Consider the following 20217-nt stretch of genomic DNA (forward strand, 5'->3'; position numbering starts at 1 on the left):
CTCCCCTAATCAGTATCGTTTAGCCAAGGTTGATTGTGGGTGGAATGCCCGAAGGTCGACTGACGCCTTTGAGGCTGGACTCTCCGGAACCCGTGCCGCTCCGGACGACGCTGAAGGAGCCGTCAGTCTCTAACACCACAGCGTGCACCTCATTCAACATCGCCACTCCTGCGCTCCGAACCGCAGCCCGCACCTCATCTTCAGTCACCCGTGTTTTGACCAATGCCTGAGACAGCAGGGTACCCTGGTATAACAATAATGTAGGCTCCCCTGTAGCCAGCTTGCGTATCCATCGAATGCGGACACTGGACCAGGTCACCAGAAATTGCATTCCGATCAGGAGAACCAATGCCAGAACCCCTTGAGACAACGTCACATTCTTGTTGAGCAAAATGGTTGCCAGTGTCGAGCCGAGAGCAACAGTTACGACCAAATCGAAGGCATTCATTTTTGACAAGGTTCGTTTGCCGAACAATCGGAGAAGAGCAAGAAGGCATAGGTAAGCCAACAGGCTCATGAGCCCTGTTCGGCCTAAGGCCTGCCAATTGTCAAAAAAGATATGTTCGACATTCATGTCCGGTGCACCGCACTCCCTCTCCGTGTCAGCAGCATTCAATAGACATCATGCACTTCACAGCGTATCTTCTTATCATGCATCTACCGATAGTTTATTTTCGGATGATCAAAACGGCTACCAGCATCCCGCTTATTACGATGATTTCCATGAGCCGGAATACCGCCTGACGCCCGCAACAAGCAACCCATAGGCATTACATTCCACGTCATAAAAGTAGTGTTGGATTGAGTGAAGTCAGGGCTCAACCCTCCTGAACATTTGTCGGCATAGGATGGTCCGGGAATGGGAGATGTGGTCAGCCCTCTCGTGGTCACATAGAGCGTGACATGCCAGGAATGATTGATCCAGGGACTCTGGGACAGGCGAACCATTCCGACAATCTGCGTCCACATATGCAAGATTGCATAGGTATCCTTCCACTCCTCGAAAGATAGGGACGGTCATGTTTCCGATTTCTGGGGAGTAGACATCAATCCTCCTTCCACATTACACCCCTTATACCTGATCAATGAAATTGATACATAAGCAGAAAGTTGAGAAGATTCTTGGTTAATTCTGACAATTAGTCAAGGTATATAATTTGAAAACCAGGCCTTCAGAAATACCAAAAAAAGCGGGGAAGAATATTTCGCCCAAACATTTTTTACGATAGGGTTGGAACGGAATGCACATTTACCATTCTGCCTTCCGAAAGATTCACAAGGCAAATCCATCCCTCCCCTATTCTCTAAAAGGGAGCCAACGTAAAATGGGCATTCTTTGTTTGAAGTAATTACGTGTGTAATTCCTAAAACGTTTCATTACATACAAATATCGTCTGTCAGTGAGATCGAACCCGTCACCACGAACCAGATGCACTCAACATGATTCCACACAAGCATATGAGCACGACACCGACATATCTTCTCCGGGCAATGCTGATTGCTGTGAGCGCCTTCTGTGCATCTTGCGATCTTTTGGGGGGCGCCTTCGATCATAAACCCAAGGATTTGGAAAAAGAGATTAGCGCCGGGGCACGCTCGCTGGTCGAACAGGCGTTCGAGGGCATACAGAGTGACGCACTTCGCGACTATCACGTTCATATGTTGGGCATGAACACGGCATTGAATGGCACATGGGTGAACGAAGAATGGCAATCGCCTTGGAGCGGATTAATCCATTATTTTCAATTTGAAATCTATAAGAGTGCCGCGGTGGTTACCGACGAACAAGAGGCCGACGCCCAATACCTTGCGCGCTTAAAAAACCTTATTCAGTTCATGCCCGAACGGGGAAAGTTCGGCATTATGGCATTTGATTTTTTTCATGACGAACAGGGACAACCTAATCGAGAACTCTCAACGTTTCATGTGCCCAATGAATATGTGATGACCCTTGCCAGGAAGAATCCCGATATCTTTTTCCCTATCATCTCCATTCATCCCTACCGGGAGGATGCCACGACCGCGCTTCGTCACTATGCACAACAAGGCGTTCGGTTTGTGAAATGGCTGCCCAATGCCATGGGTATGCACCCGGCGTCAGAGACCATGCAGGACCAACTCGTGCCGTATTACCGCATCATGAAAGAGTACGACATGGTACTGATTTCCCATACGGGTGTGGAGGTTGCCACGGAAGCGGAAGAACATCAACGGCTTGGAAACCCCTTGTTATTAATAAAACCCTTGGACATGGGAGTGAAAGTCGTGATGGCTCATGTCGCCAGTTTGGGGGAATGTGAAGAAGAGGAGTCTGACATCTGTGCACCCGGGACACCGTATGTTGATTTGGCCATACAAATGCTTGAAAATCCCGCTTATGCAGGTTTGGTGTTTGCTGATATTTCGGCCCTGACGCAATACAATCGGCATCACAACCTCGATAAGATCTTATCCAAGCCCTCCATTCACTCCAGATTGATTAATGGAAGCGATTATCCCCTGCCCGCAATCAATATCGTGATTCAGACGCGGTCCCTCGTGTCTTCCGGCCATATCACCTCTGAAGAACGAGACGCGCTCAATGAGATCTATGACTATAACCCCTTGTTGTATGATTTCGTCCTGAAACGCACTCTTCGCCAATCTAAAACCGGCCAAAAATTCCCACACTCTATTTTTATCGAACACCCTGACCTGCCCACCGGATAGAAACAGGACCGACGACATTGTACGATTAATCAACACAACCTGGTGTGTAACCGATAATGAGATTTGTTGGTTGTCTTCACCTGACAACTTCCGTTTTCTCAAGCGGGAAAAGAGCTGTGGAATTCACGGCCCCCAGGCATCGTGCCCGGTTTTGATTGAAATTATCGCATCCAATCCGGACATTTCTCAATCCAAAAGACAGAGTTTGCAGGGCAAAGCTGAACCTTCATGGATACACCGGCAATCTTCCATTCGAAATGCAGCTTTGCCTTCCTGAGAGGAAGACCTTTCCGGAAAATTGTGCTAATCTTCCCCTAAAGACGGTACCGCAGTGCTCCCTTCTCAACAAAAAAATATTTGGTCTTAGTTTTCGCCATACGACGCCCGATATAATAGAAAAACGGCAAACGCTCGGATCCCCCCTGTCCCCCTCTGCCGTTATCGTAGCAACAGAGAGGAGTCCTTTCGCGATGCTTTGGTGGCATTGGTCGATAATGGGTTTGATCTTAATAGGGTTGGAAATTCTCACCCTTGGAGGCCTGGGCAATTTTTATTTTCTGTTTTTCGGAGTAGCGGCGTTGATGGTGAGCGCCCTCACCTGGTTAAGCTTGACCGAAGCCGCCTGGCTGCAATGGTTGAGTTTCGTGGTCTTCGGCATCATCTCGCTCTTTGCCATGAAGAAACCCCTTCAAGGAACAGGCTTCATAAGGGAAAAGGATGAGGTTCCGGTGGATTCCATGGTTGGAGAATTTGCCACTGTTCTGGAAAATCTTGACGCCCAACGAATAGGAAAGGTGGAACTCCATGGAACAAGTTGGACTGCCCGCAATGCCGGAACATCAACCCTAGGCAAAGGATCGCAGGCCAAAGTTATCCGAGTTGAAGGGTTGACGCTCTGGATTCAGGCGGATCCGATGACACAGGAGGAATCTCATGTCGGGTGAATTGCTGGTCACATTGGTTTTAGCCTTGCTCGCATTTATCATTCTAGCAAAAACCGCTGTCGTGGTTCCTCAACAGAGCGCCTATGTCGTTGAAAGATTAGGACGCTATTCGACAACATTGAACGCCGGACTTCACATCCTCATCCCGTTTTTAGATGTGATTCGATACAAACATACCCTAAAAGAAATGGCCGTTGACGTCCCAGAACAAATTTGTATTACCAGGGATAATGTGCAGGTCGGAGTGGACGGGGTCTTGTATATCAAAGTCCTGGATGCCGAACGGGCTTCCTATGGCATTACCGATTACCGGTTCGCCATTTCTCAGCTCGCCCAAACTACGCTTCGTAGTGAGATCGGAAAAATTGACCTGGATAAGACCTTCGAAGAACGGACCACGATCAATATTTCCGTCGTGAACGAGTTAGACAAAGCTTCCTCTCCCTGGGGTGCCAAAGTCCTTCGATACGAAATTCGGAATATCAACCCGCCCAAAGATGTGCTCAGCGCGATGGAAAAGCAAATGCGGGCTGAACGGGAAAAACGTGCGGTGGTACTGGCGTCCGAAGGTCAACGGGATGCGGCCATTAACGAAGCCGAGGGAGACAAGCAGCAGGTCATCAAAGCCTCTGAAGCGAAACGACAGCAACAAATCAACGAAGCCGAAGGAGAAGCCTCAGCCATCCTCGCGATTGCGACAGCCACGTCCGAAGGGATTCGGAAGGTTGCCGAAGCGATTCAACTTCCAGGGGGATTTGAAGCGGTTCAGCTTCGTGTGGCAGAACAATATATCGGAGAATTTGGGGAATTGGCGAAAGCCAGTAACACCCTCGTGCTCCCCGCCTCAGTGTCCGATGTGGGTTCAATGATTGCGCTGGCCATGAATGTCATACATCAAAAACCAGCGGGTGCACCAAAGCTTTCATAACTTACCACAGACAACAGTGGTCTGAATTCCCTCATGGGACAATCCGTTATCGGTAAGGCCAAATGGCGTTCCTGACCGGTCCATGAAATTCCATTCCGTCCCATGACTCTAGCCGCCGAATATCTGTGCCCCCGCCTGGTTGACTGCACAGCATGCTTACGTCATGATTCTCCTCTTGTATGCTGAACATGCCAGTTTTTTCAATCCCAAACGCTGCAAGGAGTCAAGGCATGAAGAGGTCTTATTTGCTGAGTCTCGTCTCTCTGTTCGTCTTCCCGGCACTCGCCCATGCAGGCCCCTATGCTCCCCTGGCCGATTTTTCCGCTGTGAGCAAGAACCCTCAATGCCGCCTGACCGCCATGCAGGAATCATTTCTCAATAGCTGGACGCCTCCGGCACAATTTTTCTTGGTCCCTCCATATCCGAATGCCGTCCTGGCCAGTGCCATGCCTAGCGGGAATGCCCAAATTCATGGACACGCCTACCAGACCATTCCTTCAGCCGTGCTCCTCACCCCCGATCCACCTGAACAAATTTTGGAATTTTACCAGAGAAGTTTAGGCGCAACCTGGTTTCAAGCAGAAGATATCGACACGATCTATCTCTATCGCCTGCCACGTCCGGTGGCATCGGGCGAAGCACTCACCCGGCAACTGATGAGCAAGCCGGGCTCCATTCCCAATATTGCCATTGATACACAACTCAGCCCATGCGATCAAGCGATTGGACGAGGCGCACGGACTCGCATTACCGTGGTTTCTCCACCACGGTAACCACATTCGGTTGCCGCTTCCTGGGGCTTGGGTCCCGTTACTCCAAGATAAACTCTCGGAATGCCAGAGGTGTCCCATACACGGGATCGGTCCGATGACGAACCACTATCACCTGGGGACCATGTCCATCAAGAACGATTCGTTCCCCTACCTTTGAGTTCTTTCCCTGCTCGATCAAATGGTCGGCCACCCTGAGGATAGTGTCTTTCACCTCTCGACTCGATAGGCCCATGGATTGAAAGGTCTCGATTTCATCCAGGCCAAATTTCGTGAGGCCCCTGGTATGGAACCACATGCGCGCCCGCTGAACGTCTTCACGATGTTCCACCTGAATGTGGTCGGTGATTCGAAAGACCTCCAAACCCCGATCACGCCAATCCGAAGGATTGAGATACGTGCCGGTCGCCACATCATACGTCGTTCCGTCGGTGAGCAGGGTCACTCCCCTCGCCATTCTCGCCACATGCAACAGGGCATCCCGACGATCGGTCACGGAATTGGTTGGAGGAAACAGGATCGCCAATTGAGTCTGTTCCCATTGTAAGCGACCCTGCCACTGTTCCACGATTGCCGTTGAAGGCTCCATATTGACTTCGGCAGTCCAATTGGTGTGCGCCGCCTCAAAATGATGGTGTCCGTTCGAGGTGAGGAAACGTATGCGCAGTGGCCCGCCATACGCTTCATCGAACCAGGCAGCGATATAGCCCGGGGGAGGTGCATTTCCATGAGTCCACCCAACAAGAAAAGCCGGCACGACTTGAGAAGCCGACTTCTTTTTTTTAATTTTTTTCATGAGTTCGACAACAGATGAGTCTGACAGGAATAACAGGGCATGGGGAATAACGCAAGTGGACACTGAAGGGGAATTGCACGCACCGGCACACGTATAAGAACTATCGCTTTGCTTCCTCAGGTGGCCAATCCAACTCCTCCTGCCGCCCACAGAAAAAACACGTGATGCGATAGCGAGCCCGACGACGGGGATTCGGCAGCGAATGAAAATCCACGGGGGCCTGATCATATGGGCAAACCGGTTCTAAATGCAGAAGATGCTCCTCGGTAATTTCCATCAGGGACCCCTCGTCCCACGGGGGATCGACTTGCTCATCACCCGTTATCGTGTCGTGCCAATCACATTGCTCACAGTGCAATCTAAACGATTTCACCCGATCGGTGGACCGGGAACGCTCTTCCACAGCCACCGAACCGGAACAATCCGGCGTGGGACATGTCATGGGTTTTTTATGGATGGCGCGAATAAATGCCTCCGGCGCTTTAACCATTTTCATGGGACCTCTCCTTCTTCACACAGGTGACGTCATCGATTTTCTCTTCAAGAGACCGGCCGCATCCTGATTGACCAACCATACCAGGCGACCTGTGGGAGGATTCACGACTTGGGCGGGATAGCGAGCAGGATCTGCCGGCCCTTCCAACACGACCTGTAACGCCGTCGCTTTATCCACTCCACTGACCAAAAAGACCACGTGCTTCGCCGCATTAAGGACCGGTGGGGTCAACGTCACCCGGTGTGTCTGTAATTTCTCGACCCACAACGCCGACACCAGTTTTTCGGACTCTGTCACAGCCGAGGTTCCCGGAAACAATGACGCCGTATGCCCATCCGGACCCATGCCCAATAGGATCAGATCGAACTGTGGTATCTCACCTGATGCCAGATTGAATTGTTCCTGCAGAACGGTTTCATAGCGTGCCGCGGCTTCATCGGCGGGTACTTCTCCTTGAATCCGAAATACCTGACTGGCGGGGATGGGTACATGAGATAATAACGCCTCTTTGGCCATGCGGAAATTACTGTCCTGGTGATCCGGAGGGACTGTGCGCTCATCTCCCCAAAAAACGCGAAGATGGTCCCAAGAAATCTGAGTTCGGTAGGGGGCACCCGTCAAGAGCCGGTACAATCCTCGAGGTGTGGACCCACCCGCCAAAGCCACACGACAGTCGCGACCGGCTTTCCGACAGTCCAGCACCACCTGTACCACTTCCTTGGCTGCAGCGATAAACAACTCGTCGATTGTTGGTGTTATGATAATGGTCCGAGACAATCCAGACTCCTACATCCAAAGGACGGGCAGACAGCCTAAAGAAAGAAAACCCATTTGAAATGGCAAAGTCACCGGGATAATCTCCTCAACCCGGCAGGTGGAAGGGCACGAGAATCCTTAGCAATCCGTATAATCATAATCTTCCAGCTTGCCTTCTTTGTCGAAATCTAAATTAATGTGGCATTGATTCGGGGAAAAATTAAAGTAGGGAAATCTGGACTCACCCCCGGAAATACGTGAATACATCCAGGTTTCTCCTCCAAAAAATCGAGCGGATTTCCCGCTCGGCTTTCCCCAGTTTTCTTCGAACCAGGTTTTGTCTTTTCCTTCAAATTTGGCGGGATCAAGGGAGGCATCTAAATAGGGATTCCCTCCACAACCGGCACAGAGCCATCCCATTAGTCCTATCAGCAAATATTTGTAGAACACTCCCGTCTCCTTCCCCAACAATGGCTGAAACGCGGACACACTCTCTATGTCTGTGAAAATTCTAGCCTTCGATCCTCTACCAGTCAAACAACATGATCCATCGAAGTAAAAGAAAGCCCCGTCTTCTTCACCCCCGAATGAGAGGACCGCATGAGGGACCCGTCCTCCAGGAGTACTGGCACGCGCTCCCAGGGGACGACACGACAGGCAGGCTTTTCATATAAATTTTCCTTCCCGACCATGGATAAGAAAATTTGTACAAGACAGGGGTGTGGATTACAATGGGATACGAGACCACTCAGGGAACACCAGCTCAAAACCTAAAAAGGGGATTCGATATGAAGCTCTATCTCGATACCGGAAGTGTCAAAGAGATCCGTGAAGCGGCCAGTTATGGCCTGGTAGACGGCATCACCACCAACCCTTCGCTTGTCTCAAAAGAAGGGCGTGATTTCAAAGATCTCCTCCTGGAAATTTGCGGAATTGTGGATGGGCCCATCAGCGCCGAAGTTGTCAGCATTGAAGCAGCGGCCATGGTGAAGGAAGGAAAGGAATTAGCGAAGATCCACAAAAATATCGTGGTGAAATGTCCACTTATTCCGGAAGGGCTCAAGGCCACGAAGCAATTGTCCAGCGAAGGAATCCGGGTCAACGTGACATTATGTTTCTCTCCAACTCAAGCCTTATTGGCCGCGAAAGCAGGGGCATGGTGCGTTTCGCCATTCATCGGCCGATTGGACGACATCAGCTCCAATGGCATGGAGCTCATTCGACAAATCCTGACGATCTTCGAAAACTATAATTTCACCACACAGGTTCTCGTCGCCAGCGTTCGCCACCCCCAACATGTCGTCGAAGCGGCTCTCACCGGCGGACATATTTGCACGATGCCCTATAGCGTATTTCAACAGCTCGTCAAGCATCCGTTGACGGATAATGGTTTACAAAAATTTCTCTCGGATTGGGAAGCCAGACCCTCCACCAATGCCTAATCGGATCATCATGGTCAAAGGAGCCCGCAAAGGTCAGGATTGTGCGAGCAGCTTGCGGACGGTGCTAAATATCCCGTGAAACATCGGACGGGTGAGGGTACCCGTAAAAGTATTTTGCTGACTGGGATGGTAAGACCCGACCAAGGTCACACCCCAGTCTAAGGCATATTGAGCCCCATGGCTAAATTTCGGTCTGGGTGAAGGCACCTGCCAACCCAGGCTCTGGCAGGTCCGCAAGTATTCATCAAAGGCGATCTTCCCAAGCGCCACAACAACTTTGACCCGCCGCAATAATCGTAATTCTTCCTGTAAATAGGGACGGCAGGCGGCGAATTCGGCCTTTGTGGGTTTATTGGCCGGAGGGGCACACCGTACCACCGCCGCGATATAACAATCCTTCAGCGTGAGCCCATCCTCCCGATGGGTCGACTCCGGCTGGTTGGCAAACCCGAAAGCGTGCAGCGCTTCATACAACCAGTCTCCGCTCCGATCACCGGTAAATACCCGTCCCGTGCGGTTTCCTCCATGGGCCGCAGGGGCCAAACCCACCACGAAGACCTGAGCCCTGGGATCGCCGAATCCGGAAATGGGCCTTCCCCAGTATTCCCAATCACGAAAACGTTTGACCTTTTCCTTAGCAATGGCCTGACGATATGTCGTCAATCGTTGACAGGTCGTACAGTCCGTTATGGTCTTCTGAAGAAGCGTGAACGGGGTCATCGTATAGTGATCCTATCATAGACAGACATGATTCAGCCCGAATCCGGGAAATCCCGATTAAGGCTCTTGGCACCAATTGGGACTTCCTTCCTATCCGCTTTTCCCATGTTCCTTTCTTTATCCCGACCCCTCAATAGTCTTGACATAGTCCTTGATGAAAGGCAGGCTATAGGGTAGGAGGAGGGGTGGTTCCGTCCCGAGTATCCCTTCTTCATCAGGGTGACGGTATGAACGGTCCACGCCGGGGTGCTGTCTATGCCTGGACTCCTGACATATTGGAATAGCATTGATGCTCACTCGGCCGGATCCGACCCCCATGAGATCCTTAGGAACCCCTTCCTCTTCTCATTCGTTCATCGAACTTCGTCGTCAACAAGTTCATCAACTGTTTTCCCTAGTCCCGATGGCCATTCTGGCCTCCATCATTAATTGTGGGCTGGTTGCATTTATTCTCCTGGATGTCATTCCGACCAAGATCGTGTCGGGATGGATCATCGGCATTGTGGGGATTAATGTTCTCTGGTCAGGTTTGGTCCTGGCCTATCGCCGCGCATCGAAACCTCTGGCACATCCCCGTACATGGTTGGCCTGGTTTGTTGCCGGCAATGGTGCCTCCGGACTGATCTGGGGCATGGCCGGCATTGCACTCTACCCCCCTTCTTCACCAAGTCACCAAATGTTTTTAGCCCTGGTGCTGGGAGGAATGGCGGCGGGCTCAACCGCCGTCCATGCAGCCTATTTCCCTGCTTTTTTGGCCTATAGTCTTCCCACGACCTTGCCTCTCACATACCAATTTTTCGCGCAGGGTGACCCTCCCCATCAAGCCGTGGGAATCATGGGTTTCACCTTTCTCGCGGTAATTACGGTCACCGCCTACCGAAATTTTTTCCTGGTAAAAAATACTCTCACATTGGAAAAAGAGAATTTTCAATTAATCCACCAATTGGAACAGGCCCACTCTCAGGCCGAAACGCTCAATCGTTCATTAAGTCAGGAAATCCAAACTCGCAAGGAAATCGAAAAGGAACTCCTTCATCACAAAGACCATCTTGAATCGCTTGTGGGAATTCGGACTGCCGATTTACAAAAGTCCGAAGCCAGGTATCGAATGGTGGTCGAAAAAATATCGGATGTCATTTGGGTCATGGACTTGGAGGCATCGAGGTTTTCCTACATCAGCCCCTCTCTGGAACGGTTGTTGGGATATTCAGGATATGCCCTGAACACGCTTTCGCCAGAGACCATTCTGACCCCGGCTTCCATGGTCACTCTGAGGGAGGCCATTCAACACGAACGCGCTCATCACCAATCCCCCACTCATGAGCCAAATCAGTCGTTCTTGCTCATCTTGGAACATCAACATCACAATGGATCTTCAGTCTGGGCGGAAGTGCGGGGAAGCCTCCTGCTCGACAAAAACAATCTCCCTATAGGCATTACGGGAGTCACCAGAGATGTGACAGAACGCAAACAAATTGAAGAGGAAAAACAGCGCCTGGAAGCCCAATTACTTCGTTCCCAAAAATTGGAATCGGTGGGGAATCTCGCCGGGGGCATCGCCCATGATTTCAACAATTTCCTGACGACGATCCTGGGGAATATTACTCTGACCAAACAAATCCTGCCTTTTTCCAAGGAACGCCAGTCCTACTTAGAACGAGCTGAACGTGCGGCTCTCCACGCCAAACACCTCACGCACCAATTGCTCACCTTCTCGAAGGGCGGCGATCCCATTAAGAAACCGGTGGCCTTATCCGAATTGATGAAGGAATCTTCCGAACTGGCTCTTTCCGGGTCATCGCTTATTTGCCAAACTTGGGCTGATCCAAACCTTTGGATCGTTGAAGCCGACCCAGGGCAAATCAATCAGGTGATGCAAAATCTCCTCATGAATGCCATCCATGCGATGCCTCACGGAGGATCCATCACCATTCGCGCCGAAAACATCCAATTGTCCGATCCGGACGTCAGAAGTCCTCTGCCTCTTTCTGCCGGTCCGTATGTGAAAGTCTCCATCACCGACGAGGGGATCGGGATCGCCGAAGATCATTTGCCAAAAATCTTTGAGCCATACTTTACGACAAAGTCGGCGGGACAGGGATTGGGCTTGGCTTCCACCTATGCCATTATAAAAAAACATGCCGGTCATGTGACCGTGGAATCCCAGGTCGGCGGAGGCACCACCTTCACACTCTACTTTCCTGCATCTCCCCAGGCCACCTCATCGCCCAAATCCTTGAACCTGGGCATTCGTCGGGGACAAGGAAAAATTTTAGTCATGGATGATGAAGAATCTATTCGAGTCATGGCACGGGAAATGTTATCGCATTGTGGATATGAAGTGATGATCGCAAAGGATGGAGAGGAAGCGGTGGCCCTTTATCAAGAAGCCATGGAGACTCAAACGCCTTTTCTCCTGGTGATCTTAGACTTAACGGTGCCGGGAAAACTTGGCGGTATGGGAACCTTGGCACGGTTGCAAAAACTTGACTCACAGGTCAAGGCACTCGTCTCCAGCGGATATTCCAATGATCCAATCATGGCCAATTATGCCTCCCATGGATTCGTCGGGGTCATAACCAAGCCCTATTCGCTGATCGAACTGAGCAACATGGTGCACCAAAGACTCTGGCGTCAGTCTCCCCTCGCAACCGGACAAACCCCTTCCGGCCCCCCAGGGCGGATGTCCTCTATCTCCCCTTCCTCTCATTAATTTGTGTTCCGGGAAATTCCTTCATACACCCGGTGAAGGACCCCTCACCTCTTTGGAAAGACTCCTTGTTTTGACTAAGGGTGGAGAAGTTCATCCTGCATTTCTCAAACTCATTTCTATTGAAAATATGCTACATTGCAGACAATGTTTTCAGAAAAGCCCATCACGCTCTTCCCAATAAATTCTTGATCAACTACCTCCATGTCATTATCACACCTTAAAAAAACACGCGTCATCGTCCAACAGGCCAATCCGGCTGCGAAACGAATATTGAAATCTCTTATTGATGCGGCCATGGAGGCGTGCGATCCTGCTCTCGCCATCGCAAATACCCTCCATCTCACCAAGAATCGGCTTCAGGCTCATGATCTCCACTACGATCTGACTCACTATGGTCGCATCGTCTGCGTCGGAGCGGGAAAAGCCTCTGCACGGATGGCGATAGCCCTGGAACACATGCTCGGAGATCGGCTTGAAGGCGGAATGGTCATTGTCCCGGACGGACACGATACCCCATGCGACAAAATTCGCATGTGTAATGCCGCACATCCGACGCCGGACGGACGAGGAGTCAAAGCCACAAAACAACTCCAGGCCTTGACTCAATCGCTTTCGCAACATGACTTGTTGATTGTTCTACTTTCAGGTGGAGCTTCAAGCCTGCTCTGCGCGCCATCCATGGGCCTCTCCTTAGCTGCCAAACGACGGACCACCGAATTACTCCTGCAATCCGGAGCCACCATTCATGAGATAAATGTTGTCCGAAAACATTTGTCCGCCATCAAAGGTGGACAATTAGCCCAATCCACACCGGCGACGATCCTGACCTTGATCATGTCTGATGTTTTAGGAGATGACCTCTCCACCATTGGATCCGGGCCGACAGTCACAGATCCCTCCACGTTCCAGGATGCCATAGACATTCTTCAACACTATTCGATTTGGCGTAAAGTACCTGAAGCCATACAACGCCACTTACAACAAGGTCTTAACAAGTCCCTTCGGGCACCCAAAAAACCAACAAGGAGGCAGTCGTTACGAAATCGGCATATTGTTCTTGCCAACAACCGCCAGGCCCTCGAAGGCGTGGCCAAAACTGCCAAGCGGTTAGGAATCAAACCCTTCATTCTCCCCTATCCCCTGCAAGGGGAAGCAAAGGAGATCGGCAGCATCCTGGGAGGTTTAGCCAGGGATCTGCTCGAATTCGGCAATCCGGTTCATCCACCAGCCTGTCTTATCGCCGGAGGAGAACCGACGGTCACTGTGAAGGGAAAAGGCCGAGGTGGGCGGGCACAAGAATGCGTTCTGGCCGCAGCTCAGGAACTGGCTGGACTCACGAATGTATTTGTGGCAGGGTTTGGCACTGACGGGACCGATGGACCAACCGATGCGGCCGGTGCGGTCGTCGACGGGAAGACGGTTCAGCGGGCCAAGAAGAAAGGGCTCTCAATTGAGCACGCGTTACATGAACATGACAGCTATACCTTCTTCCAACAGATCAGCGGCCACATCATGACCGGCCCAACGGGAACGAACGTAAACGACATTTATCTGATCATCGCCATGTAGAAGATTATTTTTCATTTCTGCGCCTTTATAGGTAAGAGCCAGAGGAGGTCAAGAACATTGAACGACGCGCAACGCATGGTCCAAGAATTCCACAAACAATTCGAGATCCACGTGTCTCCTACTCCCTCTATCCCGGATGAACCGACCCAAATTCTTCGGAAACGTCTCATCCAGGAGGAATTCGATGAACTGCAGGAAGCCATGCGGGAAAAAGACTTATCGTCTATTGCGAAGGAACTTGCTGATTTATTGTATGTCGTCTATGGCACGGCCGTATCCCTTGGCATTGACATGGAACCGGTCTTCCGGGAAGTCCATCGATCGAACATGAGTAAAGTCGGCGGACACAAACGGGAAGACGGCAAATGGGTCAAACCCCCAACATACTCCCCAGCCCAACTTGATGATCTGTTAGCCGCACAAACGGGTTCCGGTGAATCCCTTTAACCTTGCGGTCATTACCAACATGATATATTGCAATCTGGCCGGTTACGGCTGGACTCCTCACAGAAATCCAATCCCAGCGAGAACCTTCCTGTTAACTGGATTTTCGTTTCCTTGTTTCCAAGAATTTGATGTCTATCTCTTTGGTGGGGATATATTTTGCTGAACCCCAGCTTGCCGGTAAAGGAGAAAATGACGATGAAAAGAATTCTCAAGAGCCTTGTGCTTGGATTACTCGTCTTAACCTTGTTCCTGAGCGGATGCGGCTATAATGACCTCCAAGGGCTGGACGAAGAAACGAATGCCGCCTGGAGCGAAGTCTTAAACCAATACCAGCGCCGGGCCGATTTAATTCCTAATCTTGTGGCGACGGTTAAAGCGTATGCGGCTCACGAAAAAGACACGTTAGAGGGAGTAACCCAAGCCCGCTCTCAAGTCGCCGGGATGACACTGACCCCGGAAGCCTTAAAAGACCCGGGTGTATTTCAGAAATTTCAGGAAGCCCAGCAAGGACTCTCATCCGCCCTTTCCCGCCTGATGGTCGTCGTGGAAAAATATCCTGATCTGAAAGCCAACGAAAATTTTCGTGATCTCCAAAGCCAACTGGAAGGCACGGAAAATCGCATCACGGTGGCCCGTAAGCGCTATATCGACAAGGTCGCGGAATTCAATAAGGGCGTTCGATTTTTTCCGACAAATCTGACCGCCAAATATCTCCTGGGACTTGAGGTAAAACCAAGCTTCACCGTCGCTGATGAAAAGGCCGTGGCGACCCCTCCCGAGGTGAAGTTCTAACCCGGCATCGGTGCACCGGACGACATGAACATGATGAGGCCAAGACCAGGGCTGGACCCTCACCGGTTAGCCTGGTTGGGACTCCTGAGTATCTTCTTCCTGGCATCGTCCGGGTGGAGCCTGGATGTTCCTCCCCTCACCGGTCGGGTGGTAGACCAGGCCCATCTTCTTTCACCTTCTGCCATTTCCGATCTGAACGCGGCCCTGGCCGCCCATGAATCCAAAACCTCGAACCAGGTGGCCGTTCTCACAATTGCGTCGCTGGAAGGTCATCCCCTGGAAGAGTTTTCTCATCAAGTGGCAACAGCCTGGGCACTTGGCCAAAAGGGTACAGACAACGGCATCCTGTTCCTGATTGCCCTGCAAGAAAAAAAGGTTCGCATTGAGGTCGGGTATGGGTTGGAAGGCACATTGACCGATGCCAAAAGTTCCCGAATCATACGACATGAGGTGGTTCCACGTTTTCGGGCTGGGGATTTCTCCGGAGGCATCATTGCCGGCACTCACGCCATCCTCGGAACGATTGATGGGACGTACACGAACACGACATCCTCCGCTGACAATAATGCTGGACACGTTGGACTTTGGGAAATTTTTGGCTTGGCGGTCGCAGTGGGGACTGTGGTCGGGTTATTTTTAGGTTCACGACGACGTGTGAATGGGAGTGTCATCGGCATGCTCCTTTCGTTTTTAGTTGCCTTTCCTGCGGCTCTCTGGCTGGGTATGCTCGCCAGTGTTGCAACCTCTCTTCTTGTTGGTTTGTTCAATAGCGTCGGTGGTCCATCGACTCGACACCCATTGGGATATGGCTCAAATTTCGGGTGGCCTCGACAGTCTTGGCCAATGGGAGGATCGGGAGGGTTTGGCGGCGGAAGCGGTGGATTTGGGGGAGGAGGAGGCGGCTTCGGTGGTGGTGGTGCCTCGGGAAGCTGGTAAATGACGATGGCTTTTTCAGACCAGGATCAGGAACGTATTCGACAAAGCATCCGGGAGACTGAACGCCATACCCGTGGAGAAATTGTTCCCATGATTATTGAACGCTCAGCCCGATACCGTGAGACGCAATATCGGGCCGGAGCAGGCTGTGCCTTATTCACCCTTAGTGCCCTGTTAACGATTCAATGGGAATGGATGTCCTGGGGGTGGCATGCCACCAATGCCGGTTGGCTCCTACTGGCAGTCATGGCGGCCTATGGACTCGGATTCTGGTTGGGAACATTCGACCCGGTGATTCGGATCCTCACCTCAAACGAACGAATGGCCTATAAAGCGAGCCTCCGCGCCCATCAGGCATTTCTGGAACATGGTCTGCATCGAACGGAACTTGGAACAGGCGTGCTGATTCTCATATCGTTACTCGAACACCGGATTGAGATTCTGACAGACCGCGCTATCCTGGATCGGGTTCCCCCGGAGACCTGGAAGAATATGCTGGCATTGATTCAGGATGGCTTTCACAAAGGGAACCCCGTGGAGTCGTTGTGTCAGGCCATTACTTTATGCGGGGAGGTCTTAGGTGAATATTTCCCGGCAGGTCCCACCGGTCCCAATCCCAATGAGCTCCCGAACGACCTGATTTCAGGTTAACTGTGTGATGGGGGACAGCGGACCAGCAGATTATCAATCAACCGAATGTTCCCCAGTCTGACGGCTCCTAAGATGACAACCGTTCCACGCACCTGAGTCAGTGGTTCCAGATTCCTGGAATTGCAAATTGCCAGATACTCCGGATGCACATCGGGGTCGCTGCGTAAAATCTTTTCCATCCGGGATTGTACCGTTCGAACATTCCGGACTCCGGCCTTAATGGCATCGCCCCCTTCGCGTAACGCCTTCGATAAGAGCCCGGCTTGCACTCGTTGATTGGCTGAAAGGTGCCGGTTACGGGAACTGACGGCTAGCCCATCGGATTCCCGCACCGTTGGACAGAGGACCATTCGCATATCCCAGTTGAGATCATGTATGAGCTGGTTCACCACTAGGGATTGCTGATAATCCTTTTGTCCGAAATAGACGCGATGGGGACGAACCAGACAAAATAATTTCGTCACGACCGTCGTCACGCCCTGAAAATGGGTCGGTCGGGCTTCACCCTCCCAGCGTCGCGTGAGACGATTCACCGTGACAGTTGTTTGAAAATTTTCCGGGTAGAATGCTTCTGGAGGAGGAGCAAAGAGGAGATCGACACCCGCCTCCCGGCACAAACGCCGGTCGGCGTGAAAACTCCGGGGATAGCGGCTTAAATCTTCAGCTTCCCCGAACTGGAGCGGATTCACAAACACACTGACCACGACGGTCCCACAGTGTTTTCGGGCGCGCTGCATTAACGAGAGATGTCCCTCATGCAAGGCACCCATCGTGGGGACAAACCCGATTGGGCCGTCTAGCGACTCCTGTTTTCTTCTCCAGCTATGCAGATTTCGAACAGAATGAATGACGCGCATGAATCAAGTGGAAGGCCCGGAGCAGGCCTGTCGGGAGCCATACTTCGCCCCGGGAATGACATCCAACTTGTTAACCTGACTGGTATCTGTCAGAGACTCTAACAACTCTTTCGCCGAACGATGAAGGACCGGATGAGTCCAATCCGGATCTACTTCCACAAGCGGTTCCAGCACAAATCGTCTTTGGTGGAGCCGCGGATGGGGAACGGTGAGTCCTGGTTGCTCAATCACCTGTTGCCCAAAAAATATAATGTCAAAATCCATCGTGCGTGGACCGCGACGATTGTCTTCATCACGGCCCAACGCGCGTTCGGTTTCTTGAAGAATATCCAGAAGTCGTTGAGCCCTGATTGTGGTTTCCAGCCTCACCACACCATTGTAAAACCAGGTGGGTCCCAATATTCCCTGTGGATCGATCGGTTCGGACTCGTAATACGAGGAGACTCCGGTGACACGAGAAAGAGGGAGCAGATTCATCAGGGCCACCGCCCGGTCGCACAATTCCTGGCGATTTCCTGCGTTAGAGCCAAAAGCGATAAACACGATTTCTTGAGCCATTTCGTTTGTTCGCGGATCCGCCAAAATGCCTAGTTACCAGCCGATCTTTTTCATTCGCTCTACCGCTTCTGCTAATTTGTCTTTTGTGGTCGTGACCGTCATCCGGATATAGCCTTCTCCCGGATCCCCAAATCCATTGCCCGGCGTGGTCACAATTCCGGCTTTCTCAATAAGATGCGCCGTGAAAGACGCCGAGGTAAAGCCTTTCGGCACACCGATCCAGACGTAAAACGCCGCCGGAGGCGAATCCAGTACCAATCCCATGCTTTTCAAGCCTGGCACCAGAACATCCCGCCGTTCCTGATAAATCGTTCGCAAGCCTTCCGTCACCGAATCATCCAGTTGCAATGCGGTCATGCCTGCTTCCTGAATCGCTTGAAACACGCCGGAATCAATATTGGTTTTGACCTTCCCCAAACCCGCGATGACTTCCTTTCGCCCCACAGCGAACCCGATGCGCCAACCGGTCATATTGTACGTTTTGGACAGCGAGTGAAATTCCACCCCCACGTCTTTTGCGCCCGCCGCTTCCAGAAAGCTCGCCGGCCGTTTGCCGTCATAATAAATTTCGGAATAGGCCGCGTCATGGCAGACAATAATCTGGTGCTCTTGCGCAAAATCCGTCACTTTTTTAAAAAATTCCTTGCTCGCCACCACCGACGTAGGATTATTCGGGGAGTTGAGAAACATCATTTTGGCTTTTTGGGCAATATCCTTGGGAATGGCAGACAGGTCAGGCAAAAACCCATTCTCTTTGGTCAACGGCATGGTGTAGGAAATTCCCCCGGCAAAACTGGTTGCGACGGGGTACACCGGATATCCGGGGCTCGGAACCAACACGATATCCCCCGGGTCGATAAAGGCCAACGGAACATGACCGATGCCTTCTTTTGACCCGATCAGCGTCACAACTTCTGTTTTGGGGTCCAGGGTTACGCCAAACCGACGTTGATACCAATCGGCGACCGCAGTCCGAAATGACAACATGCCATCATACGAAGGGTACTGATGATGCTTGGGATTCCCCGCCGCACGTCGTAATGATTCAATGATCGGTTCAGGTGTCGGCAAATCAGGATCACCTATCCCTAAATTGATGATATCCATGCCACGCTCGATGGCCTTGCGCTTCATGTCATCGATGGCGGCGAATAAGTAGGGGGGGAGCGTGCGGATTCTCTCTGCATACTGAATAGGAAACCCTGCCATGAATTCGTACTCCTTTTCGGAAACTGGTGAATATGAGCCTGATACGGTACCAAATATGGAACCCGTTACGGTACCGTTCCGGAAAAAATCATTTCGAAATGGGAAAAGGGAACATGAATTCAGAGGCAGGTATCACCCTGTCCGAACCAAATGTTCCATGAAACGATCAGCCAATTGATGAAGCCTGGGTAGATGAGGTCGCGACCGGACTTGAATAGACTCTGCTGTCATCCCCCCTCGTTGAACATCCTGCGGACATTCACGGCACAAGGCCACAATTCCCGGTTCCTCCAGTTCCAGGTGAAACAGGAGGCCATACGATCGATCCGACATCCGGAATGCTTGAACGGGAAAATCAGCAGAAGTCATCAGATGCGTGCTTCCCGGAGGAAGGGTGATCCCTTCCCCGTGCCATTGAAACACGAGAAAGTCCTGAGGCATGGCACGCAAGATGGGATCGATCTGTCCCATGTCGGTCAGGGACACGGAACCCATGCCAATTTCAAACTTCGGACCCGGTTCCACCGAACCACCCAACGCTTTGGCCAGCAACTGCGCGCCGAAACAAATGCCCAGGACCGGAATATCACGTGCGAGAGCCATCTGTACAAATTGGCGTTCGGCCTCAATCCACGGATCACGATCATTAACGGACATCGGCCCTCCCATGATGAGCAGAAAATCCCCTGGATCTGCAGGCAACCCCTCTGAAGGGACGACCACATTTCTGACGGCATACCCGCGAGTTCCTAGAGCCTGACGAAAGACGCCAGGACCTTCAAACAAGACATGCTGGAGGCAGATGGCAACCTTCATGAGGTAAGTGTTGGGGTTGAGGCAGAACAAGGAGCCAATCAACGAAAGACAAGACACACCCTTTCGTCGTATAGCTTAGATAGAGAAATAGGTCAGGAGGTAGGGAGG

Annotated in this window: 21 protein-coding genes and 1 pseudogene; 11 read left to right on the forward strand and 11 right to left on the reverse strand. The window is 51.5% G+C overall.

What is annotated here, in order from left to right; translation table 11 throughout:
• Positions 1-19: 19 nt before the first annotated feature.
• Positions 20-574, reverse strand: a complete 555-nt coding sequence (locus PQG83_RS12785; RefSeq protein WP_312741657.1) for a DUF421 domain-containing protein — start codon at positions 572-574, stop codon at positions 20-22.
• Positions 575-855: 281 nt separating this feature from the next.
• Positions 856-1017, reverse strand: a pseudogene (locus PQG83_RS21025) (DUF5996 family protein); the annotation flags it as partial.
• A gap of 423 nt (positions 1018-1440) precedes the next feature.
• Between PQG83_RS21025 and PQG83_RS12795 the strand changes: the two are divergent.
• The 4 genes from PQG83_RS12795 to PQG83_RS12810 all read left to right on the forward strand — a co-directional run bounded on the left by PQG83_RS12795 (position 1441) and on the right by PQG83_RS12810 (position 5354).
• Positions 1441-2709 carry an amidohydrolase family protein gene (locus PQG83_RS12795; protein WP_312741659.1) on the forward strand — a complete coding sequence of 423 codons (1269 nt, stop codon included), beginning with the start codon at positions 1441-1443 and terminating at the stop codon, positions 2707-2709.
• 470 nt (positions 2710-3179) lie between these two features.
• Positions 3180-3653 carry an NfeD family protein gene (locus PQG83_RS12800; protein WP_312741661.1) on the forward strand — a complete coding sequence of 158 codons (474 nt, stop codon included), beginning with the start codon at positions 3180-3182 and terminating at the stop codon, positions 3651-3653.
• On the forward strand, positions 3643-4581 hold the full coding sequence (locus PQG83_RS12805) for an SPFH domain-containing protein (RefSeq protein ID WP_312741663.1): 939 nt from the start codon (positions 3643-3645) through the stop codon (positions 4579-4581). Before PQG83_RS12800 ends, PQG83_RS12805 begins: the two co-directional genes overlap by 11 nt.
• Before the next feature lie 230 nt (positions 4582-4811).
• Complete coding sequence (locus tag PQG83_RS12810; RefSeq protein WP_312741666.1) at positions 4812-5354, forward strand: hypothetical protein; 543 nt, start codon at positions 4812-4814, stop codon at positions 5352-5354.
• A 37-nt stretch (positions 5355-5391) separates the two neighbouring features.
• Here PQG83_RS12810 and PQG83_RS12815 read toward each other — a convergent pair whose 3' ends face one another.
• From PQG83_RS12815 to PQG83_RS12830, 4 genes are all read right to left on the reverse strand, one after another.
• The gene (locus tag PQG83_RS12815) at positions 5392-6147 is read right to left on the reverse strand and encodes a DUF4026 domain-containing protein (protein WP_312741669.1); all 756 of its coding nucleotides are present in this window, start codon (positions 6145-6147) and stop codon (positions 5392-5394) included.
• A 100-nt stretch (positions 6148-6247) separates the two neighbouring features.
• Complete coding sequence (locus PQG83_RS12820) at positions 6248-6643, reverse strand: hypothetical protein (RefSeq protein WP_312741672.1); 396 nt, start codon at positions 6641-6643, stop codon at positions 6248-6250.
• A 15-nt stretch (positions 6644-6658) separates the two neighbouring features.
• Positions 6659-7420, reverse strand: a complete 762-nt coding sequence (gene pgl, locus PQG83_RS12825; RefSeq protein WP_312741675.1) for a 6-phosphogluconolactonase — start codon at positions 7418-7420, stop codon at positions 6659-6661.
• 117 nt (positions 7421-7537) lie between these two features.
• Positions 7538-7849, reverse strand: coding sequence for a hypothetical protein (locus PQG83_RS12830; RefSeq protein WP_312741678.1), 312 nt, complete (start codon positions 7847-7849; stop codon positions 7538-7540).
• 338 nt (positions 7850-8187) lie between these two features.
• On the opposite strand from PQG83_RS12830, the gene fsa reads away from it, so the two are divergent.
• Positions 8188-8841 (forward strand): fructose-6-phosphate aldolase, encoded by a 654-nt coding sequence (gene fsa, locus PQG83_RS12835; RefSeq protein WP_312741681.1) that lies wholly within the window; start codon positions 8188-8190, stop codon positions 8839-8841.
• A 33-nt stretch (positions 8842-8874) separates the two neighbouring features.
• On the opposite strand, the gene PQG83_RS12840 is transcribed toward fsa, so the two are convergent.
• Positions 8875-9561: a uracil-DNA glycosylase gene (locus PQG83_RS12840; protein WP_312741683.1), complete on the reverse strand. Its 687-nt coding sequence runs from the start codon at positions 9559-9561 to the stop codon at positions 8875-8877.
• Between the two features lie 316 nt (positions 9562-9877).
• On the opposite strand from PQG83_RS12840, the gene PQG83_RS12845 reads away from it, so the two are divergent.
• The 6 genes from PQG83_RS12845 to PQG83_RS12870 all read left to right on the forward strand — a co-directional run bounded on the left by PQG83_RS12845 (position 9878) and on the right by PQG83_RS12870 (position 16669).
• Positions 9878-12274, forward strand: coding sequence for an ATP-binding protein (locus PQG83_RS12845; RefSeq protein WP_312741686.1), 2397 nt, complete (start codon positions 9878-9880; stop codon positions 12272-12274).
• A gap of 201 nt (positions 12275-12475) precedes the next feature.
• On the forward strand, positions 12476-13843 hold the full coding sequence (locus tag PQG83_RS12850) for a glycerate kinase type-2 family protein (protein WP_312741688.1): 1368 nt from the start codon (positions 12476-12478) through the stop codon (positions 13841-13843).
• Between the two features lie 57 nt (positions 13844-13900).
• Positions 13901-14290 (forward strand): pyrophosphohydrolase domain-containing protein, encoded by a 390-nt coding sequence (locus PQG83_RS12855; RefSeq protein WP_312741690.1) that lies wholly within the window; start codon positions 13901-13903, stop codon positions 14288-14290.
• Between the two features lie 195 nt (positions 14291-14485).
• Positions 14486-15082, forward strand: a complete 597-nt coding sequence (locus PQG83_RS12860; RefSeq protein ID WP_312741693.1) for a LemA family protein — start codon at positions 14486-14488, stop codon at positions 15080-15082.
• A gap of 30 nt (positions 15083-15112) precedes the next feature.
• Positions 15113-16018 (forward strand): TPM domain-containing protein, encoded by a 906-nt coding sequence (locus PQG83_RS12865; RefSeq protein ID WP_312741696.1) that lies wholly within the window; start codon positions 15113-15115, stop codon positions 16016-16018.
• The gene (locus PQG83_RS12870) at positions 16019-16669 is read left to right on the forward strand and encodes a TPM domain-containing protein (protein WP_312741699.1); all 651 of its coding nucleotides are present in this window, start codon (positions 16019-16021) and stop codon (positions 16667-16669) included.
• Here PQG83_RS12870 and panC read toward each other — a convergent pair.
• From panC to PQG83_RS12890, 4 genes are all read right to left on the reverse strand, one after another.
• A complete protein-coding gene (panC, locus tag PQG83_RS12875) occupies positions 16666-17526 on the reverse strand; it encodes a pantoate--beta-alanine ligase (protein ID WP_312741702.1) in 861 nt (286 codons plus the stop codon). The two genes, PQG83_RS12870 and panC, sit on opposite strands and share 4 nt — an antisense overlap.
• Before the next feature lie 3 nt (positions 17527-17529).
• Entirely contained in the window at positions 17530-18084 is a 555-nt protein-coding gene (gene folK / locus PQG83_RS12880; RefSeq protein WP_312741705.1) for a 2-amino-4-hydroxy-6-hydroxymethyldihydropteridine diphosphokinase, read from the reverse strand.
• A gap of 33 nt (positions 18085-18117) precedes the next feature.
• A complete protein-coding gene (locus PQG83_RS12885) occupies positions 18118-19293 on the reverse strand; it encodes an LL-diaminopimelate aminotransferase (RefSeq protein WP_312741708.1) in 1176 nt (391 codons plus the stop codon).
• 132 nt (positions 19294-19425) lie between these two features.
• Complete coding sequence (locus tag PQG83_RS12890; protein WP_312741711.1) at positions 19426-20109, reverse strand: type 1 glutamine amidotransferase; 684 nt, start codon at positions 20107-20109, stop codon at positions 19426-19428.
• Positions 20110-20217 lie beyond the last annotated feature (108 nt).

It is taken from the genome of Candidatus Nitrospira neomarina (assembly GCF_032051675.1).
Classification (GTDB): domain Bacteria; phylum Nitrospirota; class Nitrospiria; order Nitrospirales; family UBA8639; genus Nitrospira_E; species Nitrospira_E neomarina.